Annotated in this window: 25 protein-coding genes; 21 read left to right on the top strand and 4 right to left on the bottom strand. The window is 70.2% G+C overall.

Annotated features, from left to right (window positions below):
- Window positions 1-3 precede the first annotated feature (3 nt).
- From AB4Y76_RS12395 to AB4Y76_RS12365, 7 genes are read left to right on the top strand one after another with little or no spacing between them, the layout of a single operon-like run.
- Window positions 4-1104 (top strand): MCE family protein, encoded by a 1101-nt coding sequence (locus tag AB4Y76_RS12395; RefSeq protein ID WP_441925649.1) that lies wholly within the window; start codon window positions 4-6, stop codon window positions 1102-1104.
- Window positions 1101-2117: an MCE family protein gene (locus tag AB4Y76_RS12390; protein WP_441925647.1), complete on the top strand. Its 1017-nt coding sequence runs from the start codon at window positions 1101-1103 to the stop codon at window positions 2115-2117. Before AB4Y76_RS12395 ends, AB4Y76_RS12390 begins: the two co-directional genes overlap by 4 nt.
- The gene (locus AB4Y76_RS12385) at window positions 2117-3118 is read left to right on the top strand and encodes an MCE family protein (RefSeq protein WP_441925645.1); all 1002 of its coding nucleotides are present in this window, start codon (window positions 2117-2119) and stop codon (window positions 3116-3118) included. Before AB4Y76_RS12390 ends, AB4Y76_RS12385 begins: the two co-directional genes overlap by 1 nt.
- Entirely contained in the window at window positions 3115-4167 is a 1053-nt protein-coding gene (locus tag AB4Y76_RS12380) for an MCE family protein (RefSeq protein ID WP_441925643.1), read from the top strand. Before AB4Y76_RS12385 ends, AB4Y76_RS12380 begins: the two co-directional genes overlap by 4 nt.
- Before the next feature lie 56 nt (window positions 4168-4223).
- Complete coding sequence (locus tag AB4Y76_RS12375; RefSeq protein WP_441925641.1) at window positions 4224-5411, top strand: MCE family protein; 1188 nt, start codon at window positions 4224-4226, stop codon at window positions 5409-5411.
- Complete coding sequence (locus AB4Y76_RS12370; RefSeq protein ID WP_441925639.1) at window positions 5408-6547, top strand: MlaD family protein; 1140 nt, start codon at window positions 5408-5410, stop codon at window positions 6545-6547. The genes AB4Y76_RS12375 and AB4Y76_RS12370 overlap by 4 nt, the downstream gene beginning before the upstream one ends.
- Entirely contained in the window at window positions 6544-7116 is a 573-nt protein-coding gene (locus AB4Y76_RS12365; protein ID WP_441925637.1) for a hypothetical protein, read from the top strand. The genes AB4Y76_RS12370 and AB4Y76_RS12365 overlap by 4 nt, the downstream gene beginning before the upstream one ends.
- A gap of 15 nt (window positions 7117-7131) precedes the next feature.
- On the opposite strand, the gene AB4Y76_RS12360 is transcribed toward AB4Y76_RS12365, so the two are convergent.
- Both AB4Y76_RS12360 and AB4Y76_RS12355 read right to left on the bottom strand, forming a co-directional pair.
- Window positions 7132-7671, bottom strand: a complete 540-nt coding sequence (locus AB4Y76_RS12360; RefSeq protein ID WP_441925635.1) for a carboxymuconolactone decarboxylase family protein — start codon at window positions 7669-7671, stop codon at window positions 7132-7134.
- On the bottom strand, window positions 7668-8549 hold the full coding sequence (locus AB4Y76_RS12355) for an SDR family oxidoreductase (protein WP_441925633.1): 882 nt from the start codon (window positions 8547-8549) through the stop codon (window positions 7668-7670). Before AB4Y76_RS12355 ends, AB4Y76_RS12360 begins: the two co-directional genes overlap by 4 nt.
- Before the next feature lie 160 nt (window positions 8550-8709).
- Between AB4Y76_RS12355 and AB4Y76_RS12350 the strand changes: the two genes are divergently transcribed.
- Window positions 8710-9288 (top strand): hypothetical protein, encoded by a 579-nt coding sequence (locus tag AB4Y76_RS12350; protein ID WP_441925631.1) that lies wholly within the window; start codon window positions 8710-8712, stop codon window positions 9286-9288.
- Window positions 9289-9300: 12 nt separating this feature from the next.
- Here AB4Y76_RS12350 and AB4Y76_RS12345 read toward each other — a convergent pair whose 3' ends face one another.
- Together AB4Y76_RS12345 and AB4Y76_RS12340 are read right to left on the bottom strand one after the other, a co-directional pair.
- Window positions 9301-10560: a phospholipase D-like domain-containing protein gene (locus AB4Y76_RS12345; protein WP_441925629.1), complete on the bottom strand. Its 1260-nt coding sequence runs from the start codon at window positions 10558-10560 to the stop codon at window positions 9301-9303.
- Window positions 10561-10601: 41 nt separating this feature from the next.
- Window positions 10602-11225 carry an SIMPL domain-containing protein gene (locus AB4Y76_RS12340; RefSeq protein ID WP_441925627.1) on the bottom strand — a complete coding sequence of 208 codons (624 nt, stop codon included), beginning with the start codon at window positions 11223-11225 and terminating at the stop codon, window positions 10602-10604.
- Between the two features lie 78 nt (window positions 11226-11303).
- On the opposite strand from AB4Y76_RS12340, the gene uvrB reads away from it, so the two are divergent.
- The 13 genes from uvrB to AB4Y76_RS12275 all read left to right on the top strand — a co-directional run bounded on the left by uvrB (window position 11304) and on the right by AB4Y76_RS12275 (window position 24529).
- A complete protein-coding gene (gene uvrB, locus AB4Y76_RS12335) occupies window positions 11304-13433 on the top strand; it encodes an excinuclease ABC subunit UvrB (protein WP_441925625.1) in 2130 nt (709 codons plus the stop codon).
- A 36-nt stretch (window positions 13434-13469) separates the two neighbouring features.
- Entirely contained in the window at window positions 13470-14087 is a 618-nt protein-coding gene (locus AB4Y76_RS12330; protein ID WP_441925623.1) for a DivIVA domain-containing protein, read from the top strand.
- Window positions 14087-14452, top strand: coding sequence for an MmcQ/YjbR family DNA-binding protein (locus AB4Y76_RS12325; RefSeq protein WP_441925622.1), 366 nt, complete (start codon window positions 14087-14089; stop codon window positions 14450-14452). Before AB4Y76_RS12330 ends, AB4Y76_RS12325 begins: the two co-directional genes overlap by 1 nt.
- Window positions 14453-14677: 225 nt before the next feature.
- Window positions 14678-15451, top strand: coding sequence for an MlaE family ABC transporter permease (locus AB4Y76_RS12320; protein ID WP_441925620.1), 774 nt, complete (start codon window positions 14678-14680; stop codon window positions 15449-15451).
- 4 nt (window positions 15452-15455) lie between these two features.
- Complete coding sequence (locus AB4Y76_RS12315; protein WP_441925618.1) at window positions 15456-16295, top strand: ABC transporter permease; 840 nt, start codon at window positions 15456-15458, stop codon at window positions 16293-16295.
- Window positions 16296-16310: 15 nt separating this feature from the next.
- Window positions 16311-17438 carry an MCE family protein gene (locus AB4Y76_RS12310; RefSeq protein ID WP_441925616.1) on the top strand — a complete coding sequence of 376 codons (1128 nt, stop codon included), beginning with the start codon at window positions 16311-16313 and terminating at the stop codon, window positions 17436-17438.
- On the top strand, window positions 17438-18535 hold the full coding sequence (locus AB4Y76_RS12305; RefSeq protein ID WP_441925614.1) for an MCE family protein: 1098 nt from the start codon (window positions 17438-17440) through the stop codon (window positions 18533-18535). Before AB4Y76_RS12310 ends, AB4Y76_RS12305 begins: the two co-directional genes overlap by 1 nt.
- Window positions 18535-19533 carry an MCE family protein gene (locus tag AB4Y76_RS12300; protein WP_441925612.1) on the top strand — a complete coding sequence of 333 codons (999 nt, stop codon included), beginning with the start codon at window positions 18535-18537 and terminating at the stop codon, window positions 19531-19533. Before AB4Y76_RS12305 ends, AB4Y76_RS12300 begins: the two co-directional genes overlap by 1 nt.
- Window positions 19530-20720: an MCE family protein gene (locus tag AB4Y76_RS12295; protein ID WP_441925610.1), complete on the top strand. Its 1191-nt coding sequence runs from the start codon at window positions 19530-19532 to the stop codon at window positions 20718-20720. Before AB4Y76_RS12300 ends, AB4Y76_RS12295 begins: the two co-directional genes overlap by 4 nt.
- Window positions 20717-22045 (top strand): MCE family protein, encoded by a 1329-nt coding sequence (locus tag AB4Y76_RS12290; protein WP_441925608.1) that lies wholly within the window; start codon window positions 20717-20719, stop codon window positions 22043-22045. The genes AB4Y76_RS12295 and AB4Y76_RS12290 overlap by 4 nt, the downstream gene beginning before the upstream one ends.
- A complete protein-coding gene (locus AB4Y76_RS12285; RefSeq protein WP_441925606.1) occupies window positions 22042-23289 on the top strand; it encodes an MCE family protein in 1248 nt (415 codons plus the stop codon). Before AB4Y76_RS12290 ends, AB4Y76_RS12285 begins: the two co-directional genes overlap by 4 nt.
- Entirely contained in the window at window positions 23286-23813 is a 528-nt protein-coding gene (locus tag AB4Y76_RS12280) for a hypothetical protein (protein WP_441925604.1), read from the top strand. Before AB4Y76_RS12285 ends, AB4Y76_RS12280 begins: the two co-directional genes overlap by 4 nt.
- On the top strand, window positions 23810-24529 hold the full coding sequence (locus tag AB4Y76_RS12275; RefSeq protein ID WP_441925602.1) for a hypothetical protein: 720 nt from the start codon (window positions 23810-23812) through the stop codon (window positions 24527-24529). Before AB4Y76_RS12280 ends, AB4Y76_RS12275 begins: the two co-directional genes overlap by 4 nt.
- The last annotated feature ends 31 nt before the right edge of the window (window positions 24530-24560 follow it).

Below are 24560 nucleotides of genomic sequence, written 5' to 3'. Positions count from 1 at the left end.
GGGGTGGCCAAGGTGCGCAAGGAGCTGAAGCGGAGCGACTACGCCAAGCGCGGCCTGGTGGTCGTGGTCGGTGTCGCCGTCGCGCTCGGCCTGCTGTTCCTGCGGTCGACCGGCACGTTCGGCGGCCCGATGCACGTGCAGGCCCAGCTCGCCGACGCCGGCGGGTCGCTCGGGCAGAGCGCGGACGTCAAGGTCCGGGGCGTCATCGTCGGCAATGTCTCCGGGGTCGAGGCCGGTCCGCAGGGCGGCGTCCGGGTGAAGATCAACATCCCCGCCGACCAGCTCGACATGGTCCCGGCCAACGTGGTCGCCCGGATCCTGCCGGCCACCGTGTTCGGAACCTCCTTCGTCGATCTCACCGTCCACGGCGAACCGGCCCCCGAGGCACTGCAGGCCGGGGCCGTGATCCCGGCCGACAAGACCCAGGGGACGCTGGAGCTGCAGCAGGCGCTCGACGACATCGACAGCCTGGTCAAGGCCGTCGGCCCCGCCGAGCTGGCCTCCGCGATCGGCTCGGTCGCCCAGGCGCTGGACGGCCGCGGCGACCAGATCGGCGACACCGTCGACCAGGCGAACGCCTACCTCGCCAAGCTCAACCCGCGGATGCCGCTGGTCCGCGCCGACCTGCGCAAGCTGGTCCAGAACCTCGAGCTGGTCCGGGACGTCGCTCCCGACCTGCTCCAGGCCACCGACGACGCGATGTTCACCGCGCGCTCGATCGTCACCCAGAAGGCGGCGCTGGCGACGCTGATCAGTGGCGGCACCGCCCTGACCAGCCAGGCCACCACTTTCGTCCGCAGCAACCAGGCGAACCTGATCCGGTTCGTCGACAACTCGGCGCTGCTCCTCGACGTCGTCTACCGGAACAGGGAGCTCGGCATCACCCAGTCGATCCTCACCAACCGGATGCTGGCCGCGAAGCTGGGCTCGGTCGCCCGGCACGGCTTCCTGGACACCGCCGTGCGGATCCAGCTCGACAGCCCGTCGTACTACACGACCGCGGACTGCCCGCGGTTCGGCAACGCCCGCGGCAACAACTGCCCGGGCGCGGCCCGCACCGGCGTGAGCGCGATGCTCGACGGCCAGGACGGAGGTGCCCGGTGATCGCCGGCTACCGCTCCATCGTCGTCAAGTTCACCGTGTTCGCGGTCGTCGCCATCCTGCTCGGCGTGCTGCTGGTCAACACCATGCTCAACGGGCTGAACGGGTCCACGCACAGCTACCGGGCCGACTTCACCGACGTGGCCGGGCTGCGGGCCGGGGACGACATGCGCGTCGCCGGGGTCCGGGTCGGCCGGGTCCAGGGCATCAAGATCACCGACCAGGGCGCCCAGGTCACCTTCGACCTGGTGAAGGACCAGCCGATCCTGGACACCACCCGGATCGTGATGCGCTACCAGAACCTGCTCGGCCAGCGGTACCTGGCGCTCGTGCAGGGGCCGGAGCAGGGGGCTGCGCTCGACGACGGCGCCACCGTGCCGCTGTCCCGGACCAGCCCCGGCTTCGACCTGACCGAGCTGCTCAACGGCTTCCGGCCGCTCTTCGAAGCGCTGCGCCCCGACGACGTCAACGCGCTCGCCGGCTCGCTGGTCAAGGTGCTCCAGGGCGAGGGCGGCACCGTCGACCAGCTCCTCCAGCAGACCAGCCGGCTGACCAATTTCCTCGCCGACCGGGACCAGGTGGTCGGTGAGGTGCTCACCAACCTGACCCCGGTGCTGTCCAACATCGCCGGCCAGGGTGACGAGCTCAAGGCCACCGTGGTCGAGCTCCGGGCGCTGATGACCGGCCTGGCCCGGGACCGCAAGTCCATCGGCGCCTCGATCGACGGGGTCAGCCAGCTGATCGGCTCGACCTCGCAGCTCCTCCAGGAAGCCCGCGTCCCGACGGTGGCCGCGGTCGGCAAGTTCCACTCGACGATGAGCCTGTTCCTCGCCAACAAGCAGCAGTTCGTGCAGGCGATCAGCTCCTTCGGCGCGACCCTGGCCGCCCTCGGCCGGGCCAGCTCGTACCAGACCTCGGTCAACCTCTACCTCTGCTCGGTGGCGATCGACCTGGCCGGTCTCAAGACGAACCTCAACGGCACCGAGAACGGGCCGTGGTCGGAGGTGTGCCGGTGATGAAGGGGATCGGAGCCAGCGTGGGTGAGTGGTGGCGCAAGGCCTCGGCCGACCCGTTCCGGATCGGGCTGTTCGCCCTCGGCCTCGGCGCCTGCGTCGCGCTGGCCGTGGTCGTGACCACGTTCGTCTCGTTCGGCAAGACGTCGTACACGGCGGTGCTGGCGCAGACGGCCGGCCTCCGGGTCGGCGAGGACGTCGAGGTGCACGGCGTACCGGCGGGCGAGGTCAAGGGGATCACCCTCGACGGCGACAAGGTCCGGGTGCGCTTCGTGCTCGACAACGACATCGACCTGGGGGACAAGACCAGCGCCGCGGTGAAGGTCGCCACCCTGCTCGGCACCCACTACCTGGCGGTGGAACCGGCCGGCAGCGGGGAGATCGACACCATCCCGCTGGCGCGCACCTCGGTCCCGTTCAACCTCCAGGACGTCCTGGAGAAGGGCACCGGCCAGCTCGGTGAGCTCGACCCGGAGCTCCTCGCCCGGGCCCTGGCCGAGACCAGCAGGACGCTGTCGGCGACGAGCGACTCGATCGGTCCGGCGCTGACGGGCGTCGCCCGGCTCTCCGAGGCGGTCGAGAAGCGCGGCGACCAGACCGCCGCCCTGCTCACCGCCGCCCGCGACGTCACCGACCAGCTGTCCGCGAGCAGCGGCGACATCGTCGCGCTGATGCGGCAGGCGAACCTGGTCACCAGCGAGATCACCGCGCGCCGCCAGGCGATCCACACGCTTCTCGTCGAGACCACGACGCTGTCGCGGAACCTCTCCGCGGTGATCGACCAGACCAAGGCGGACCTCGGTCCGGCGTTCCGGCAGCTCAACGAGGTGCTCCGGACGCTGCGCGACCAGGACGCGACCCTGAAGGGGGTCCTCGAGCAGATGGCTCCGACCGTGCGCTACGTCGCCAACGCCGCCGGCAACGGGCCGTGGGGTGACCTGTGGCTGCAGTCGCCGGGCATTCCCAGCGACGACATGAGCTGCCGGGCGGGAGGCTGCAAGTGAAGAAGCTGATCACCTTCGGCCTGCTCCTCGGGCTGCTCGCCGCCGGAGGCTGCGGGTTCGGCCCCGTGGGCAGGGACACCATCACCGTGACCGCCCTGATGACCGACTCCGCGGGCCTCTTCGTCGGCAACGACGTCGGCGTCCTCGGGGTCAAGGTCGGCACGGTCGAGTCGATCACGCCGGAAGGGACCCACGTCCGGGTGAAGCTGTCCGTGGACGCGGACCAGCCGGTCCCGGCCGACGCCGGCGCCGTCGTGGTGGCCCGCTCGGTCGCCACCGACCGGTACGTCGAGCTGACGCCGGTCTACCACCAGGGCGCCCGGATGAAGGACGGCGCCGTGATCGAGCAGCCGCGGACCCGGACGCCGGTCGACTTCGACGACGTCCTCGGCGCGCTGAACACCTTCGCCACCGGGATCGCCGGGTCGAAGGAGTCGAAGGACGCGATCAAGAACCTGCTCGCCTCCGGCTCGAAGGCGCTGAGCGGCCAGGGCACGGACCTGAACGCGGCGATCACCTCCCTCGGCGGCGCGGTCAACACGGTCTCGGGACAGCGCGAGAACATCACCTCGACGGTGACCTCGCTCGACACCCTGACCGGGACGATCGCCGCGAACCAGCAGCTGGTGCGGACCTTCGTGACCCAGGTCAGCCAGGCGAGCGGGATGCTCGCCGCCGAGCGCCTCAACTTCCAGGCCGCGCTCCGGGCGCTGACCCGGGCGGTCACCCTGATCGCGGACTTCGCGCACCAGAACCGGCAGCAGTTCGTCACCTCGCTGAACCAGAGCACCGCGCTGATGAAGTCGCTGATGACGAAGAAGCAGGACCTCTCCGAGATCCTGCGGGTGATGCCCGTGACGCTGCAGAACCTCAAGGGGCTCAACCACGACGGGCGCCTGCTGGTCCGGGTCGACCCGATGGTGCTGACCCCGCTCGGCGGACTGACGAACTCGCTGTGCACGAAGCTGCCGACCGACGTCTGTGCCGCGCTCGGCCCGTCACTGCTCAACCTGCAGAACCTCTTCCAGCTGCTGGGGCTGAACAAGTGAGCGCCCGCCGAGGTACGCCGCGGAGTACGCCGCTGAGTACGCCCAGGGGCCTGCGCGTGCCGGCGTTGCTGGTCGGCCTGCTGGGCCTCGGCCTGGTGGCCGGGTGCGGCCCGACGATGCGGGACATCCCGCTGCCCGGCACCGGCGTCGCGGGCGACACGATCACGGTGAAGGTGCAGTTCGACGAGGCCCTGAACCTGGCCCAGGGGGCGGCGGTCAAGGTCAACGGCGTGGACTCGGGCAAGGTCCAGTCGGTCTCCGCGAAGGACTTCAAGGCGATCGCCGTCATGAAGGTGAAGACCTCGGCGCAGATGCGGACCACCGCCACGGCGCGGCTGCGCTACACCACGCCGCTGGGCGAGCTCTTCGTCGACGTCGCGAACCCGGGCGAGGGGCCGCTGCTGCACGACGGCGGCGTGCTCTCGCCGAAGCAGGCGAGCACGGCGCCGACGGTCGAGGACGCCCTCTCCTCGGCGTCGCTGCTCGTGAACGGCGGTGGACTCAACCAGCTCCAGACCGTCACCGACGAGCTCAACCAGGCCGTCGGCGGCCGCGAGGACAGTGTCCGCGAGCTGCTCACCCGCGCGAACACGTTCCTCGGCGAGGCGAACGCGACCACCGGCGACATCGATCGCGCCCTGGTGGCGCTCGCCGCGGTCTCGAAGATCCTCAAGGACAACCGCGGCACGATCCAGTCCGCGCTGACCGACATCCGGCCGGCCGCGCGGGTGCTGCGCGAGAACACCCCGGGGCTCACGAAGCTGCTCGCGAAGCTCGTCGAGTTCTCCGGTGCCGCCAACACCGTGGTCGGGAAGACCCGGGCGCAGATCCTGCAGATGATCCGCGAGGTCTCGCCGGTCCTGGACCAGTTCCTCAACCTGCGCGCCGACTTCGGTCCGTCGCTGACCGATCTGGTCTCGTTGGGCAAGGTCGTGAGCAACGCCGTACCGGGCGACTACCTGAACCTGCGGCTCGAGCTGTCGCTGCCCGAGATCGGCCTGCCCAACATCCTGGGGCCGGGCGGATCCGGCAGCACCGGGACCGGGGGTACCGGCGGTACCGGCGGGCTGCTGGGTGGGCTGCTCGGCACCACCGGCCAGAGCGGCGGCCTCGGCGGCGCCGGCGGCCTGCTGCAGGGCCTCGGCGGCCTGCTCGGGACGACGTCCCCGAAGGCCCCGAAAGCCTCGGCGTCCGCGCCGGCCTCGCCGCTCAGCCTGTCGAGCCTGCTCGGAGGTGGACGATGACCGCCCAGCTGCCCGCCCACGCGGCCGAGCCGCCGCACCAGAGCGCGGCCTCGCGGGTCCTCGGCGACCGACTCTGGCAGAGCCTGCTCGGCGTGCTGGCCGTCCTGGTCGTGACCGTCGCCTACCTGTTCAACAACGTGCTCGACATGCCGCTGCTCGGCGGCACCAAGGTGGTCAAGGTCGAGATGACCTCGACCGGCGGCCTCTTCGAGGGTTCCGCGGTCACCTACCGGGGCGTGAAGATCGGCAAGGTCCGCACGATCGAGCTCACCGACGACGGCGTCGTCGCCGTGGTCGCGATCACCTCCGGAGACGACATCCCGGTGAAGTCGGTCGCGAAGGTGCGCAGCCTGTCGCCGGTCGGCGAGCAGTACCTGGACTTCCAGCCGACCACCACGGCCGGTCCCTACCTGAAGGACGGGTCGGTCGTCCCGGCCACGGCCACCGACCTCCCGAAGACGCTCGCGTCCACGGTGATCGCGGTCAACAAGGTCCTCGACCAGGTCGACTCCGCCCAGCTGCACACCGTGCTGACCGAGCTCAGCACCGGCCTCGCCGGCACCGGCGCCGACCTCGGCCGCCTCGTCGACCAGGGCCAGCTCCTGCTCGCCGACCTCGCCCGGCTCTGGCCGGAGACCGACCGGCTGCTCACCAACGGCAGCACCGTGCTCGACATCGCCCCGTCGGAGGCGACCGAGATCCGCGACCTGGCCACGTCCTCGAAGCAGTTCGCGGCGTTCCTGAAGAGCTACGACCCCGAGCTGCGGACCATGCTCGCCAACGCGCCCGGCCAGATCGACCAGCTCCAGGCGCTGCTCACCGACATGGCCCAGATCCTGCCGGGCTTCCTCGGTCAGGCCGTCGTCTTCTCCGACCTGTTCCGCTCCTACGCGCCGCACCTGGGTGCGATCCTGCAGGGATACGCGCCGGGCCTCGGCGTGCTCGGGATCGCGGTGAAGGACGGCAAGGTGCAGATCGACGGGTTCCCGCAGCGGCCGACCGACTGCGACTACGGCACGCCGCGCCGGGACCCGAAGAACCCGGTCCAGCGGCCGCTGGTCAGCACTGGTCACTGCCCGGCGTCGGCCCCGAACCTGCAGCGCGGTGCCGCGCACGCCCCGGGACCGGTCGGATGAGCACATCGCAGGAGACGGTGCCGGAGATGGTGGAGACGGTGGAGGACGACGTGAAGGCCGCGACCAAGGGCTCGCGCACGCTGGTGATCGTGCTGGTGGTGGCCCTGGTGGTGGCCCTGGTGGCGCTGGCCCTGGTCGCCCTGGACGCCAAGCGGCAGCGGGACGAGGCCGACGCCGGAGCGGCCGCCCAGAAGGCCGCCCGCGCGGCGGTGGTCGCGATGACGACGTACGACTACGCCACCATCGACGACGACTTCGCCTGGGTGGACGACGCCGGCACGGCGAAGTTCCGCAAGCAGTACGCCGAGGTCAGCGCGCCGATCAAGAAGCTCGTCGTCCAGCTGAAGGCGCACGCGAAGGGGACCGTGGTGGACTCCGCGGTCCGCGTCGAGGACACCGAGCACGCGACCGTGCTGCTGTTCGTCGACCAGACGCTCACGAACCCCGGCCAGACGCAGCCCGGCCTCGACCAGCCCCGGATCACCATGAAGATGGTCGAGCAGGACGGGGACTGGCTGGTCGACGAGGTCGAGCTGCACACCGTCTCCGGGAGCAACGCGGCCGGCTGACGGGCCTGGTCGGGGCTAGCGCGGCCGGTCCGGGCTGAGCCGGAGCGTCTTCAAGGTGGTCGCGAGCATGTCGTAGTGCCCGACGAGCAGGAGCAGCTCGACCAGCACCCGATCCTCGTACGCCGCCCGCAGGTCGGCCCAGGTCTCCTCGCCGAGGTCCCGGGTGCCGACCAGCTCCTCGGCGGCGGCCAGCAGCAGCCGCTCCTCGGCGTTCCAGCCGTCGGCGGTCGACCCGGCCCGGACGCGCTCGACGTCAGCGGCGGTGACGCCGGCGCGGCGGCCGAGCCGGACGTGGTGGGTGAACTCGTAGTCGCAGTCGCGCAGCGTCGCGACCCGCAGGATCACCAGCTCGGTCTCGCGACGGGGGAGCCGCCCGCCCGGCATCAGCCGGCCGGCGAAGTGCAGCCAGCCCCAGAACAGACCGCGGCCGCGGCCGAGCGTGGTGAAGATCGCCGGCGGCTCGGTACCGGTGACCCGGCCGGCCACCCGGGAGAACGCCCAGGCGGCGGGCCCGATCTCGCGGACTCCGCCGGGGCTGATCCGCGGCCCGCTCACCCGTCCTCCCGCACGGCCCGCCCGACCTGCGGCAGGGCCCGGTTCGCGACCCGGTTCATCACCGTCATCGCGGCGGTGTAGCCGGGCGGGAAGTACCGCTGGGCGAGGTGCGCGACCCGGATGTCGGGGGAGGTGTAGACCCAGTAGCGGTTGCGCCGGACGCCGCGCAGGATGGCCGCGGCGGCCTGCTCGGGGGTGACCGCGCGCTTCTTGAAGTGCCGCTGGAGCCGGCGGAACTGCGGGCTGGCGTTGTCCACGCCGGCGATGCTGACGGTCTCGGTCAGCCCGGTGTCGACCCCACCCGGGCAGACCAGGCTGACTCCGATCCGGTGCGGGGCGAGGTCGAAGCGGAGGACCTCGGAGACGCCGCGGAGCCCGAACTTGCTAGCCGAGTAGGCGGCGTGCCACGGCATCCCGATGATCCCGGCGGCCGAGGAGACGTTGACGACGTGGCCGCCGCGACCTGCTTCGATCATCGGCGGGACGAGGTACTCCAGGACCGCGATCGGGCCCATCAGGTTCACGTCGACGACCCGCTGCCAGGTCCGGTGGGGGAGCGCGGTGATGGTGCCCCACGACGCGATGCCGGCGATGTTCATCACCACGTCCATGGCCCCGTGCACCGCGGTCAGCTCCGCGGCCATCGCGCGCACGGCCTCGTGGTCGGCGAGGTCCGCCGGGGCCGCGAACGCGACCTCGCCGCCGGCGGCGGTGATCGCGGCGACGACGTCGACGAGGCCGTCCTGGTCGACGTCGGTCAGGTGCAGGACGGCCCCCTCGGCGGCGGCCGCGACGGCGGTCGCGCGGCCGATGCCGCTGGCCGCGCCGGTGAGGAAGAGCTTCTTGCCACGGAGGTCCCGGACGGGTGCACGCCACATGGGCGCGAGCCTAGTGATGCGCGGTGTCCCCGGGGATCCTTCCGCGGGAGGAGAAACGGGCTCGTTCTCGACTTCGGGTCGAATGCCCCCACCGTGCTATGGCCTGTCCGACGGGGGCGCCGGAGGGTGGAAGAACTGTCCAAGCTCCCGAGGAGGGACGATGAAGGCACGTACGGCACTACTCGTCACCGGGCTGGTCATCGCGGGCGGCGCACTCGCGCCCACCACGGCCGCCGATGCCAAGCCGATCGACAAGGGGCATTTCCACGACGTGTTCACCGAGTTCTTCGACTGCGACGGCACCCCCGTCCGGGCCGACAACGACATCAAGGGCAACTTCCTGTTCAACCAGCGCGGCTCCAGCCCGTTCCCGTACTACCGCGAGAGCGTCCGCGGGACCACCGTGTACACGAACCTGGACAACGGCGGCACCTTCACCACGGTGTTCAACGGCAACACCCGGGACACGAAGATCACCGACAACGGGGACGGCACGATCACGATCACGTCGTACGCCTCGGGCGGGTCGCACTACAAGGACACCCACGGCAAGCTGGTCCTCAGCGACTCCGGCCAGACCCGGTTCGCGGTCGACATCGACTACAACGGCACCCCGGGTGACGCCAGCGACGACGTCGAGGTCCCGGACTCGTTCCGGATCGTGCGCGAGTCCAACGGAACGAACGACACCGCCGGCCGCGACTTCTGCGACGACGTGCGGGAGTTCACCAGCGGCTGACGCCCGGACCCGTCACAGCAGGTGGCGCAGGGGGTTGAGGACGGCCTCGGTGAACCGGCGGTGGATCCCGCGCGCGTTCCAGTCCCGCGGGGACAGGTGCGAGCTCTGGTCCAGGTCGGTGCGGAAGATCTCCTCCATCACCTGCGCCATCCCGGGGTCGATGAACTCGACGTTGATCTCGTAGTTGCCGGTCATGGAGAGCCGGTCGATGTTCGCCGTGCCGATGGTCGACCACTCGCCGTCGATCGTCGCCGTCTTGGCGTGCACCATCGCGCCCTCGAACCGGTGGATCTGCACCCCCGAGTCGAGCAGCTGCCCGAAGTAGCCGCGGGAGATCCAGTCCGCGACGACGTGGTTGGACGTGCGCGGGACCAGGATCTTCACGTCGACCCCGCGCCGTGCCGCCGTCGTGAGCGCGTCCACGAAGTCGGGGTCGGGGATGAAGTAGGCGTGCGTCATCCAGATGTTGCGGCGGGCCCGGTTGATCGCCTCCAGGTACATCGACCGGATCGGGAACATCCACTGCCGCGGCAGGTTCCGGTGCAGCCGGATCCGGGGCTCCCACTCGGCGTGGGTGGTCTCCAGGAGCAGTGGCCGGCGACCGTGCCGGTGGTCGTTCCAGAAGTCGGCGAAGGACCGCTTGAGGTCCCAGACCGCGGGACCGGTGATCCGGCAGTGGGTGTCGCGCCACTCGGTGGCGAAGGCGGTGCCGATGTTGAACCCGCCGACGAACGCGACGTCGTCGTCGACCACCAGCACCTTGCGGTGGTCGCGGCCGTAGCGGCGCAGGTCGAAGAACCGCCAGCCGGCGTTGTAGATCGGGTACTTCAGCACCCGCAGCACCTGCGGGAAGCTCTTGAACCGCGGGTCGACGACGAGGTTCGCGAACGAGTCGTAGATCGCGTAGACCTCGACACCGCGCGCGGCCGCCTCGGTGAGGGCCTGCTTGAACTGCTCCCCGACCTCGTCGCCCTTCCAGATGTAGGACTCGAAGAGCACCATCTGGCGGGCGCCGGCGATGGCGGCCAGCATGTCGTCGTACAGGTCCTGGCCGAAGGTGTAGGTGGTGACGGTGCCGGAGCCGATGGTGACGTCCTGCGGCGGCAGCGTCGTGAACGGCTGCGGCTTCTTGCCGCGGCGCCGCCAGGAGTCGACCAGGGTGAGGCTCAGCGCCAGGACGAGCTGGACGCCGAGGACCGTGAGCAGCGTGCGGCGGACCACGGGCCAGATCTCGCGGCCCGCGAACAGCACTGCGCGTGTCGGTCGCCTCACGGTAGAAAACTAGGGCATCGCGTGCGGGCGGTGACGGCGGCTCACGGCACCAGCGTCCAGCGGGTCGTCAGGGAGACCTCGACCCGGCTCTCGCCGCGCTCCGCCGCGAAGGACGGGTCGGCCTTCGCCGTCATCAGCCGCGGCACCCCGCCGCCGTACCCCTCGCCCTCCGTGACCCGGATCAGGCCGCCGACGCGGGCGCCCGCGAGTGCCGCCAGCTTGGCGGCCTTCTCCGCGGCGTCCGCGTACGCCGCCTCGCGGGCGAGGTCGACCAGCGGCACCTCGTCCGCCAGCGACCAGGCCAGGTGGCCGAGCCGGAACGCGTCGCCGACGGCGGCCAGCGCCGCGGACACGACCTCCGAGGCCCGGTCGAGGTCGCCCAGCCGGATCAGGAGGTCCTGCGAGGCACGGAAACCGGCGGAGCGCCGGCCCTCCGCGTCGTGCCCGGAGTACTCCTCGCCCAGGTTGCTGCCGGTGGTGCGGATGTCGGCGTCGGCCAGCCCGGCCTCCCGCAGGGCGGTGCCGAGCGCGACGACCTTGTCGGCGAGCCCGGTGAGCGCGTCCCCGACGTCGGTGGCGACCAGGGTGACCGAGATGTGCAGGTCGAGCCGGTCCGGGGCCTGGGTCGCGGCGCCGCGACCGACGACCTCGAGGTACTGCTCCATGGCCCGAACCTAGCCCGTGCGGCCGCGCGGCGGAACGCTCCGACCCGCCTTGTCGGTGGTGCGGCCTAGTCTTGCCACATGCGTCCCGTCACCGATCTCGAGCGCCGTGTCGCGCCGTTCCAGGTCATCTCGGAGTTCCAGCCGTCGGGCGACCAGCCGGCCGCGATCGCCGAGATCGAGAAGCGGATCACCGGCGGCGAGCAGGACGTGGTCCTGCTCGGCGCCACCGGCACCGGCAAGACCGCCACCGTCGCCTGGGTGGCCGAGCGGCTGCAGCGGCCGGTGCTGGTGATGCAGCCCAACAAGACCCTGGCCGCCCAGTTCGCCAACGAGCTGCGGCACCTGATGCCGGACAACGCGATCGAGTACTTCGTCTCGTACTACGACTACTACCAGCCCGAGGCCTACGTCCCGCAGACGGACACCTACATCGAGAAGGACTCCTCGATCAACGAGGAGGTCGAGCGGCTGCGGCACTCGGCGACCAATTCGCTGCTCACCCGCCGTGACGTCGTGGTCGTCTCGACCGTGTCCTGCATCTACGGCCTCGGCACCCCGCAGGAGTACGTCGACCGGATGCTGCGGCTCAAGGTCGGCACCGAGATGGACCGCGACGAGGTGCTGCGCCGGCTGGTCCAGATCCAGTACACCCGCAACGACCTGGCCTTCACCCGCGGCACCTTCCGGGTCCGCGGCGACACGCTGGAGATCTTCCCGGTCTACGAGGAGATGGCGGTCCGGGTCGAGTTCTTCGGCGACGAGATCGAGCGGCTGATGACGCTGCACCCGGTCACCGGCGAGGTGATCACCGAGGACAACGAGGTCTACGTCTTCCCCGCGACCCACTACGTCGCCGGCCCGGAGCGGATGGAGCGCGCGATCCAGGGGATCGAGACCGAGCTCGAGGAGCAGGTCGGCCTGTTCGAGCGTCAGGGCAAGCTGCTGGAGGCGCAGCGGCTGCGGATGCGGACGTCGTACGACGTGGAGATGATGCGCCAGGTCGGCTCCTGCTCGGGGATCGAGAACTACTCGATGCACATCGACGGCCGGAGCCGGGGGAGTGCGCCGAACTGCCTGATCGACTACTTCCCCGAGGACTTCGTGCTGGTCGTCGACGAGTCCCACGTCGCGGTCCCGCAGATCGGCGGGATGTACGAGGGCGACATGTCCCGCAAGCGCAACCTGGTCGACCACGGCTTCCGGCTGCCGAGCGCGATGGACAACCGGCCGCTGCGCTGGGAGGAGTTCCTGGACCGGATCGGCCAGACGATCTACCTCTCCGCGACCCCGGGCGACTACGAGCTCGCCAAGGGCGGCGGCCTGGACAACGTGGTCGAGCAGATCATCCGCCCGACCGGCCTGATCGATCCCGAGGTGATCGTGAAGCCCACCAAGGGCCAGATCGACGACCTGATCGGCGAGATCAACCTCCGGACCGAGCGCAACGAGCGCGTCCTGGTCACCACGCTGACCAAGAAGATGTCCGAGGACCTCACCGACTACCTGCTGGAGAACGGGATCCGCACCCGCTACCTGCACTCCGAGGTGGACACGCTGAAGCGGATCGAGCTGCTCCGCGACCTCCGGCTCGGCCAGTACGACGTGCTCGTCGGCATCAACCTGCTCCGCGAGGGCCTCGACCTGCCGGAGGTGTCCCTGGTCGCGATCCTGGACGCCGACAAGGAGGGCTTCCTGCGCTCCGACAAGTCGCTGATCCAGACGATCGGCCGCGCCGCCCGCAACGTCTCCGGCCAGGTCGTCATGTACGCCGACCGGATCACGGCGTCAATGGAGACCGCGATCGACGAGACCAACCGCCGGCGAGCCAAGCAGGTCGCGTACAACACCGAGCACGGGATCGACCCGCAGCCGCTGCGCAAGAAGATCGCCGACATCACCGAGATGCTCGCCCGCGAGGACGAGAACACCGAGGAGCTGCTCGCCACCTGGCAGGGCACCGGCGCCCGCGGCGACCGCAGCAAGAAGGCCCCGGTCCCGGGCCTGTCGAAGCTCGACGCTGACCGCCAGAAGATGCCCGACCTCGCCGGACTGCCCTCCAGCGACCTGGCCGAGCTCGTCCAGCAGCTCACCGAACAGATGCACACCGCCGCCGCCGAGCTGCAGTTCGAGGTGGCGGCCCGGCTCCGCGACGAGATCAGCGATCTGAAGAAGGAACTCAGGCAAATGATTGAAGCGGGCGCACGCTGAGCGGACGGACCGGCTCGCCACCGCCATAATCGTCCCGTGACCGACTCCTTCCTCGACCGGATCCGCGACGTCCAGTTCACCCCGGTGCGGGTGAGCGAGGGGTACGACATGGGTCAGGTCGACTACCTGCTCGACCGGCTGCTCGCCGCCGCCGAGCGCGGTGAGGCGCTCGGGCCGATCATCGCGGAGAGCGAGCTGCGGGAGGTCCGGTTGCGTGAGGGCTACGCCATCGGGGAGGTCGATGCCTTCCTGGCCGAGCTGCGCTCGGTCCCCGTTCCGCAACCCGCCCCCGAGCAGCCGGTGACCCGGGCCGTTGCCGAGCCCGCGCCGGCCTTCGTGCCGCGGCCGGATCTGGCGCAGCGCGTCCGCAGCTCCCGCTTCACCCCGGTCCGCATCCGAGAGGGCTACAGCATGGGCGAGGTCGACAAGTTCCTCGACCTGGTCGAGGACGCCCTCGAGCGCGGCCGGGACCTGGGCCCGCTGGTCGGTCCGGTCCGGTTCACCCCGGTGCGGCTGCGCGAGGGCTATGACATGGGCGACGTCGACAAGTTCCTGGAGGAGATGGTCGAGGAGCAGAGGCGTCCGGTCGCGGTCGATCCCGGCGTCATCACCGAGCAGCGCGGCCTCCTCGCCCGGCTCTTCGGCAGGCGCTGATGGACGTCGCCGGCCTCACCGAGCTCTGCCTCGGCTTCCCCGGGGCATGGGCGGACAACCCGTGGGACCACGAGTACCCGGTCGTGAAGGTGGGGGAGGCCGGGAAGATCTTCGCGTTCCTCGCCGCGGACTCGGTCGGCGTGAAGGCGGGCCCGAACCGGGACGTCGCGGACGAGTGGCTGGACCGCTACCCCGACGACGCGACCGTGATGGCGTACATCGGACGCTCCGGCTGGAACACGCTGCGGACCGACGGCGCGATCCCCGAGGACGAGCTCGTGGAGGCCGTCGAGGCGTCGTACCGGCTGGTGGTGCAGGGCCTGGCCAAGAAGCACCGGCCCGCGGGCTGGGAGACGGTCGGCTGACCGGTCGAATGACCAGACATCTGTCCAAACGGACAAATCGGTGGTTTTCGTGGTCGGCGTCACAAAATTGCGTGACCATTCTCGGACAATCTCGTTGATTTCGGTACGGGAGTGGTCGCTGCGCTTGCAGCAAACGAGAACACGTTCTAGATTTCATTCTGTTTGTGCGCGACGCGGCGCCGAGCAGCGACAACTGATCCAGGGACACCAGGGAGGTGGGGGCGCGTGGCGATCTCGGTTGCCTCCGTGGTGCGAGGACCCGGCGAGATCGCCGCGATGGTCGTCGACGTCACGAAGGCCGTCTTCACCAGCCGCTTCCAGACCCGGGAGTTCATCGAGCAGGCCTGGTTCATCACCAGCGTCACGCTGATCCCGACGATCCTGATCTCGATCCCGTTCGGCGCGGTCATCTCGCTGCAGGTCGGCAACCTGACCGGCCAGCTCGGCGCGCAGTCCTTCGCCGGCGCCAGCGCGGTCCTCGCCGTCGTCCGCGAGGCGGCGCCGATCGCGGCCGCGCTCATCATCGCCGGCGCCGCCGGATCCGCGATCTGCTCGGACATGGGCGCCCGCAAGATCCGCGAGGAGATCGACGCCATGGAGGTCCTCGGCGTCGACCCGATCGAGCGCCTCGTCGTCCCGCGCGTCCTCGCCACCGTGTTCGTCGCCGCGATGATCAACGGCATCGTGATCGCGGCCGGCATCGGCGGCGGCTACTTCTTCACCGTGATCGTGCAGGGCGGCTCCGCCGGCGCGTTCCTCTCCTCGTTCACCGCGCTCGCCTCGCTCCCGGACCTGTACGTCGCCATGATCAAGGCGGTCCTGTTCGGCTACCTCGCCGCGGTCGTGGGCGCCTACAAGGGCCTCAACGCCGGCGGCGGCCCGAGCGGGGTCGGCCGGGCGGTGAACGAGTCCGTGATCATCGCGTTCATGGTCCTGTTCTTCCTGAACGCGATCATCACGGCGATCTACTTCCAGGTCGTCCCGCAGAGCGGGGTGTGACGCGATGACCCAGTCCGCCGGAGTCGGCCGCGCGATGCTCTCCGAGCAGCGCATGCGCGTCGAGGAGCGCGGCGACCAGCTGCTGTTCTACGTCAAGGCGCTCGCCTGGACGCCGCGGGCGATCCGCCGCTACAAGCGTGAGATCAGCAGCACCCTGGCCGAGGTCGCCTTCGGCGCCGGTGGCCTCACCCTGATCGCGGGCTCCGCCGGCGTCATCGCGTTCCTCGCGTTCTTCGCCGGCACCGAGGTCGGCATCCAGGGCTACGCGTCGCTCAGCCAGATCGGCGTCGCGAAGTTCACCGCGTTCATCTCGGCGTACTTCAACACCCGCGAGGTGGCGCCCCTGGTCGCCTCGATCGCGCTCGCCGCGACCGTCGGCTGCGGCTACACCGCACGGCTCGGCGCGATGCGGATCTCCGAGGAGATCGACGCCCTCGAGGTGATGGGCATCCCGTCGCTGCCGTTCCTGGTGACGACCCGGATGATCGCGGCGTTCATCGCGGTGATCCCGCTCTACATCGTCGCGCTGTGCGCGTCGTACCTGTCCCCGCGGCTGATCACGACGCTGATCTACCACCAGTCGCCGGGCACCTACGACCACTACTTCATCCAGTTCCTGCCGCCGATCGACATGCTCTGGTCGTTCTTCAAGCTGCTCATCCTCGCCGTCGCGATCATCCTGATCCACTGTTACTACGGCTACACCGCCTCCGGCGGACCGGCCGGCGTCGGCATGGCCGTTGGCCGCGCGATCCGGACCTCGATCGTCACCGTCGTGGTCGCGGACTTCTTCCTCAGCTTCGCCATCTGGGGCTCCACCACCACCGTCCGGATCACCGGCTAGGCGGGCGGGGGAGAGATGCTGACCAACATCGTCCACGACACGCCGTCGGAGCACCGCCGGCTCTTCGTCGCCGGCATCGCCTACATGACGGCCATCGTCATCCTCATCACCCTCTCCATCGGGATCTACCTCAAGTGGTTCACCCCGGTGACGATGGTGACGGTGCACGCCGACCGGGCCGGCCTCCAGCTGGCCAAGTACGGCGACGTGCGCCTCCACGGGGTCCTCGTCGGCCAGGTCCGCGGGATCAGCCAGAACGGGAAGGAGGCCGAGATCAAGATCGGCCTCCAGCCGGACGCCGCCCAGGACATCCCCGACAACGTGACCGTCGAGATCCGTCCGACCACGCTGTTCGGCCAGAAGTACGTCGCGCTCGTCGACCCGGCCGACCCGTCCACGCACCCGCTGAGCGACGGCGCGGTGATCCCGGCCTCCCGGGTGACCACCAACGTCGAGCTCCAGCAGGTGCTCGCCACACTCTTCCCCCTGCTGCGCTCGATCCGGCCGGCGGACCTCAACACGACGCTCTACGCGCTCTCGCACGCGCTCTCCGGCCGCGGCGAGAAGCTCGGCCGGACGCTCACCGACCTCAACGACTACCTCGCCTCGGTCAACGTGCACCTGCCGACCGTGGAGAAGGACCTGACCCTGCTCTCGCAGGTCAGCCAGACCTACTCGATCGCGGCGCCGGACCTGGTCCGGCTGCTCAAGAACGCCACCGTCACCGCACGGACGGTCGCGACCCAGAAGGACCAGCTCAGCGGCTTCATCGACGCCACCACCGGGCTGGCGATCACCAGCACCGGGATCTTCGCGAAGAACGGCGACCTGATCGTCCGCGAGACCAGGCTCGCCCAGCCGCTGACCGCGCTCCTGGACACCTACTCCCCGGAGTACACCTGCCTGCTCCAAGGCCTGGACAAGTACACCGATCGGCTCGCCCAGATCTTCAAGGGCAACCGGGTGCGCCAGAAGATGTCCTTCGACGCCGTCCAGCGGCCGGCGTACACGGCCAAGGACCGGCCCCAGTACGCCGGCACCGGCCACGGCCCCTGGTGCCTCGGCCTGCCGAACCCGCAGGTGCCGGCGCCGTACACCCCGCTCCCCGACGGCAGTGACCTCGACGAACCGGGGAGGCACTGATGAGCGCGCGGAACACCCGGACCACTGTCGCCGCGACCAAGCTCGGCATCTTCACCGCCGTCTCGCTGGTCGTGACCACGGTGCTGGCGATGATCATGGGCAACTTCGGCTTCGGCTCGACCACCGAGTACCAGGCCGTCTTCAGCAGCGCCAGCCTGATCAAGGGCGGCGACGACGTCCGGATCGCCGGCCTCACCGTCGGCTCGGTCAAGAAGGTCGAGATCGTCAACAGCGACCACGCGGTGGTCACCTTCAAGGTGAAGAGCGACGTCCCGGTGACGACCGCGAGCCACGCCGACATCCGGTTCCTCAACCTCGTCGGCGACCGCTACCTGGCGCTCTCCCAGGGCCAGCCCGGCGCGTCCCGGCTGAAGTCCGGCGGCGAGATCCCGATGGCGCAGACGACGCCGGCGCTGGACCTGACCGCGCTCTTCAACGGCTTCCAGCCGCTGTTCAGCGCGCTCGACCCGGCCCAGATCAACGAGCTCTCGCTCAACCTGGTCAAGGTGCTCCAGGGCGAGGGCGGCACGATCAACGAGCTGCTCTCCCGGACCGCGTCGCTGACCAACACCCTCGCCGACCGCGACGAGCTCATCGGCGACGTGATCACCAATCTCTCCGCGATGCTCAAGACCGTCGACGACCACCACCAGCAGCTCGACGACCTGGTCGTCCAGCTCAAGGGCTGGCTCGGCAACCTGTCCGACGACCGGAAGACGATCGGCGCGTCGCTGCAGAGCGTCAGCGGCCTCACCGGCCAGCTCGGCGACCTGCTCACCGCGAGCCGCCCGGCGCTCAAGGGCGACATCGAGCAGATCGGCCGGCTCAGCAAGATCCTCGCGAAGCCCGAGAGCCAGGCACTGGTCAACGAGGCCCTCGACCGGCTCCCCGAGCTGTTCCGCAAGCAGGCCGCGGTCGGCACCTACGGGTCCTGGTACAACTACTACCTCTGCGACTTCACCGGCCGGATCATCCTGCCCAAGCTCGACCTGCAGGCGCTCGGGATCCCGAACCTGACCAAGCCGATCCTGGACCAGATCCAGAAGTCCCTCGACAAGGCGCTGAACTTCTACAGCACCGCGCAGAGGTGCATGTGATGGCCCGCCACTCCGAGAGCTCGATCATGCGGCTGGGGGCCATCTCCCTCGTCGTGCTGCTGCTGGTGATGGCGGCGGCGTTCAACCTGCAGAAGTTCCCCGGGTTCCGCGGTACGACGTACCACGCCGACTTCACCGACGCCTCCGGCCTGGCCCGCGGCGACATGGTGCAGATCGCCGGCGTCCGCGTCGGCCGGGTGGACAGCATCGAGATCCACGACGACCACGTACAGGTCAACTTCGACGTCCACGACGCGTCCTTCGGCACGAAGACCAGCGCGTCCGTCGAGGTGCTCAACCTGCTCGGCAGCAAATTCCTGAACCTGAAGTCCGCCGGCTCCGAGAAGATGGACAAGGGCGGCACCATCCCGCTCAGCCGGACCTCGGCGTCCTACGACATCGTGAGCACGCTCGACGAGCTCACCACCAGGACCGAGGCGATCGACACCGACCAGCTCGCCACCGCGCTCAACACGCTGGCCGGCACGATCGACTCGGCCGCCCCGCAGGTCCACGACAGCTTCACCGGCATCTCCCGGCTCTCCCGGACGATCGCCGAGCGCGACGACGACCTCGGCGCGCTGCTCCAGCACGCCGACCAGGTGACCGCCCTGCTCGCGAAGCGCAAGACCGACCTGGTCGCCCTGATGAAGTCCGGCGACCAGGTGTTCGCCGAGCTCCGCCAGCGACGCGAGGCGATCCACTCGCTGCTCGTGAACGCGAACCGGCTCGCCGTCGCGCTGCGCGGCATCGTCGCGGACAACCGGCAGCAGATCGGGCCGGTGCTGGCCGACCTGCAGACCGTGATCGGCCTGCTGCACAAGCGGGAGCAGTCGCTGAAGCAGACGATCCACAACCTCGGCCCGTACGCGTCGACGCTGATCAACGTCATCGGCACCGGCCCCTGGTTCGACTCCTACGTGCCGAACCTGGTCGGGCTCGCCACCGGGGAGTTCGTCCCCGGGAACCGGCCCACGACGACGGGAGGTGCCCCGTGAGTACGCCCGAGAGCACCCGGACCCGTGTCCTGGACCGGTTGAGCGGCCGCACGCTGGCCGTGGTCGTGGCGCTGCTGCTCGTCGGCGCGACCCTGCTGGTCTTCACCCGCGGCTCGGACACCCGCTCCCTCACCGCGCACTTCTCGCGCGCGGTCGCGATCTACCCGGGCTCCGAGGTCCGGCTGATGGGCGTGCGGATCGGCAGCGTGGACTCGGTCGTCCCCGAGGGCGAGAGCGTCCGCGTCGAGATGACGTACGACGCGACGTACAAGCTCCCGGCGGGCGCGAAGGCCGCGATCATCACCCCGACCCTGGTGGCCGACCGGTACGTGCAGATCACCCCGGCGTGGACCAAGGGTGCGGTGATGGCCGACGGAGCCGACATCGCGCTCGCCAAGACCGCCGCTCCCGTCGAGCTCGACCGGATCTACAAGAGCCTGGCCGACCTGTCGACCGCGCTCGGCCCCAACGGGGCCAACAAGAACGGCGCCCTCAGCTCGGTCCTGAGCGCCGGCGCGAACGCGCTGCGCGGCCAGGGTGCGCTCGCCAACCAGACCCTGCTGAACATGTCCCGCGCGGTGGAGACCTTCGGGGACAACAGCGGCCCGCTGTTCAGCTCGGTGCGCCAGCTCTCGCAGCTGACCGAGGTGCTCGCCGCCAACGACGCGTTCGTGAACCAGTTCATGGGCGACCTCGCCGGGGTCTCGGCGCAGCTGGCGGGGGAGCGGACCGACCTGCGGACGGCACTCGCCGCGCTGGCCGGCGTCGTCACCGACGTGCGCACCTTCGTGCACGACAACAAGTCCGCGCTGACCTCGAACATCCAGGACCTCTCCTCGGTCCTCGGCGTGCTCGCCCAGGAGAAGGAGTCGCTCGGGACGGCGCTCCAGCTCGGCCCGCTGGGCCTGAGCAACCTGACGCTGGCCTACGACGTGAAGACCGGCTCGATCGGCTCGCGGCTGCAGTTCGGCCCGACCGCGCAGAGCCTGGGCAACGTGCTCTGCGACGTGGTCGTCAACGCCCGGATCGCGAACGCCGGCCTGGCCTGCCAGGTGCTGCGGGCGATCACGGCGCCGCTCTCCGGCGGCACGAACATCGGCGCCGGCACGCCGGGCTCGGCCGCGAAGCTCGGCGCCAACCGGCCGCAGATCGGCTTCGGCAGCCTGCTCGGAGGGGTGGCCCGATGACCCGCCTCCTGCCCAAGGTCCTGGTCCGCGTGGCCGCGCTGATCGCGCTCGTGCTCGCGGTCTCCTCGTGCAAGTTCGACGGCGCCTACGACCTGCCCCTGCCCGGCGGCAAGGCGGTCAGCAAGGGCGACGCCATCGAGATCACCGCCGAGTTCACCGACGCCCTCAACGTGGTCCCGCGCACCGCCGTGATGGTCGACGACGTCCCGGTCGGCCAGGTCTCCGAGGTCGAGCGCACCGGCTGGAACGCCAAGATCACCATGCTCGTCCGCAAGGACCTGGACCTGCCGGCGAACACGACCGCCGACATCCGCCAGACCAGCCTGCTCGGCGAGAAGTACGTCGCCCTGCTCGCCCCCGCGACCGGCGCCACCGGCCGGCTCGCCGACGGCGACGACATCCCGCTGGAGCGGACCGGGCGGAACCCGGAGGTCGAGGAGGTGCTCGGCGCGCTCTCCTTCGTCCTCAGCGGCGGCGGTGTCGAGCAGCTGCGCACGATCAGCGTCGAGATCAACAAGATGCTCGACGGCCGCACCGAGGACGCCCGCGGGGCGCTGGCCAACATCAGGAACCTGGTCGGCTCGCTCGACGACCAGAAGCAGTCGATCCTGGCCGCCATGGCGGCCGTCGACAAGCTCGCGGTCACGCTGAACCGGGAGAGCAAGGCCGTCGGTGCCGCGATCGACGCGATGGGCCCGGCGCTGAAGGTGCTCAACGGCCAGCACGCCGCGCTGGTGAAGATGCTCCGCGAGCTGGACAAGCTCGGCAGCGTCGGGACCCGGGTCCTGGCGGCGAGCAAGGACGACCTGGTCTCCACCCTGCGGCACCTGCAGCCGGCGCTGCGCGAGCTCGCCGACGCCGGCGACTCGCTGCCCCGCGGGGTCAGCCTGATGGCCAGCTTCCCGTTCCCGAAGGAGGCCGCCGACCTCGCCAAGGGCGACTACGCGAACGCGCTCTTCGCGCTCGACTTCGACCTGTCCAAGCTGTTCGCGACCGGGGGCCCGGGCAACAGCTCGAACCTGCCGAGCCCGGTCGAGATCTGCATGGCTACCCCGCTCGCCCCGGTCTGCAAGACGCTCGACGCCACCCTGCTGGCCCAGCTCTGCTCGCTGATGCCGGCCAACCCGCTGTGCCCGGGCACCGGGCCCGGCGCGAACGGCAACACGACGAACCCGCTGCAGGGCCTGCTCAACGGCCTGTTCGGCGGGACCAGCCCGTCGACCACGCCGAAGCCGGGTACGGGGGCGTCCTCGCCGAGCGCCGGCGGCACCAACGGCGGACTGCTCGGCGGGCTCGGGGCCCTGCTCGGACTGGGGGGATCATGACGCGCGGAGTACGGGTACGCCTGATCGCCTTCGCACTGCTGAGTGCGATCGGCATCGTGTACGTCGCCGGCAGCTACCTCGGCATCGTGGACCGGATCGCCGGGCGCGGTCTCACGGTGCACGCCGAGCTGCCCACCTCCGGCGGACTGTTCACCGGCAGCGAGGTGACCTACCGGGGCGTCAAGGTCGGCCAGGTCTCCGACATGGACGTGATCCCGACCGGCGTACGGCTGACGCTGGCGCTGGAGGAGGGCACCGAGATCCCGGTGGGCTCGCCCTTCTACGTGCACAACCTCTCCGCGGTCGGCGAGCAGTACCTCGACTTCGAGCCCGCGCGGAAGACCGGTCCGTACGCGACCGCCGGGGCGACCTTCCACGGCGGCGAGCAGAGCCTGCCGCAGGCGACCGACGACCTCCTGGTCAAGCTCAACGGCCTGGTCGGGTCGCTGGACCAGGCCGACGTCTCCACCGTCGTCTCCGAGCTCGGGACCATGTTCCGCGGCACCGCGGACCCGCTGCGCCGGATGGTCGACAACGGTTCGGCGCTGGTCGAGCAGGCCAAGGCCAACGAGGCCGAGACGATCGCGCTGATCGAGTCCGGGCAGACCGTGCTGGCCACCCAGCAGGCCAACGCCGGCAACATCCGGTCCGCGGTGAAGAACCTCGCCGACCTGACCGGCACGCTCAAGGACGCGGACACCGACCTGCGCACGATCCTCCAGGGCGGGACGCCGGCGGTGCAGGAGGTGGACGGGCTGCTCAAGGGCCTGGCCCCGACGCTGCCGGTCTTCCTGAGCAACCTGGTCACCGTCAACCAGGTGCTGACCGCGCGCCTGAGCGCCGTCGAGCAAACCCTGGTCACCTTCCCGGCGGTGGTCGCCTCCGGCTTCACCGGGACGCCGGGCGACGGCTACGGGCACATCAACCTGCAGTTCAACTACGGCACCCCCGCGTGCACCCAGGGCTACCGGCCGGCCAGCCAGTGGCGCCCGGGCACCGATCTCACCGACCGGCCGCTGTACGACGCCAAGTGCCTCTCCGGTGCGCCGTACAACATGCGCGGCACGAAGTACGCCCCGGCGCCGCAGGGGCCGGTCTCAGCCGATTCTGGTTCCCGTCTCAGGGTCGCCCCGTACGATGCGCAGACAGGTCGGGTCAACGAGACGCTGACGATGGGGAGGCAGACAGTGTTCGGCGACAACTCCTGGCAGTGGATGCTGCTCGGAACTGACGGAGCGCGATGAGAGCGCGGACGGTTCTGGGCGTGCTCGCCGCGCTGCTGGCGCTGGCGTGCCTGTTCGTGGTCGGCGCGAAGGCGTTCGCGCCCGGCGCGCTGCCGTCCTCGTGGACCGCGGCGCAGGACGCCGAGGACCGTGAGGCGGACGTGACCACCGCGGCGCGCAACGTCACGAACGCGTTCCTCGACGTGGACTACCGCGACATGGACCCGCGGGTCGACAAGGTGCTCGCGCTGTCGACCRGGACCTTCAAGAAGCAGTACGAGCAGACCCGGGTGAACCTGACCGCGGCGGCCCGCGAGGGCCAGGCGGTCTCCACCGGCAAGGTCCGCAGCGTCGGCGTGTCCGACATCGACGCGGACTCCGCGGTCGTGTTCGTGGCCGCCGACAGCACGGTCACCAACAAGGCCGTCGCCGAGGCCAAGGCGAAGGGCCAGAAGGTGGACGACCAGCGGTACTACCGCTTCCAGCTCAACCTCACCAAGGTCGGCGACAAGTGGCTCCTCAACGATCTGCAGTTCGTCTCGTGAACGCCGGCGACGTCGTGGGCACCGACGAGAAGGTCTGCCCCTACTGCGCGGAGGTCATCAAAGCCGCCGCGATCAAGTGCCGCTTCTGCCAGTCCGACCTCCCGGCCGAGGAGACCACCGCCGCAGCGGACGAGGTCGCGGAGCCGACGGCCCTGCCGCTCGCGGACGACGCGCCCGCGAAGACCGCGGCCGCCGCCGAACGTGGCCCGCGCCGCCCGGTGGACAAGGTCGCCGTCGGGCTGGCCGCCCTGTGCCTCCTGCTGGCCGGCACGCTGGCCGCGCTGGTGGTGACCTCGAAGCCGGGCGACCTGGCGAAGGCCGACAACGGCCAGGTCACCTCGACGGCGTACCGGACCGCGGCGATGAGCTCGGCCGCGGCGAACGCGTCGACGATCCTGTCCTACGGCTACAAGACGCTGCCGGCCGACCAGAAGGCGGCCCGGGCGGCGATGACCAAGAACTTCGCGAAGGAGTACGACGGCGTGATGGCCGACGCCGCCGCCAAGGCGACCGACGCCAAGCTCACCCTCAAGGCGACGGTCATGTCGACCGCGCTGACCTCGCTCACCGAGGACGAGGCCAAGGTCCTGCTGTTCGTCAACGCCGTCACCACCGCGGACGGCTCGAAGCAGCAGCAGCTGAACCAAAACCGGGTACTCATGACCATGAAGCGCCAGGATGGGGACTGGGTCGTGTCCAAGATGGACGCGTTCTGATAAACTAGAACAGGTTCCACTTCTTGGAATG

The organism is Marmoricola sp. RAF53, from assembly GCF_052114005.1.
Taxonomy (GTDB): Bacteria; Actinomycetota; Actinomycetes; order Propionibacteriales; family Nocardioidaceae; genus Marmoricola.
This window is presented reverse-complemented; position numbering and strand designations above follow the sequence as displayed.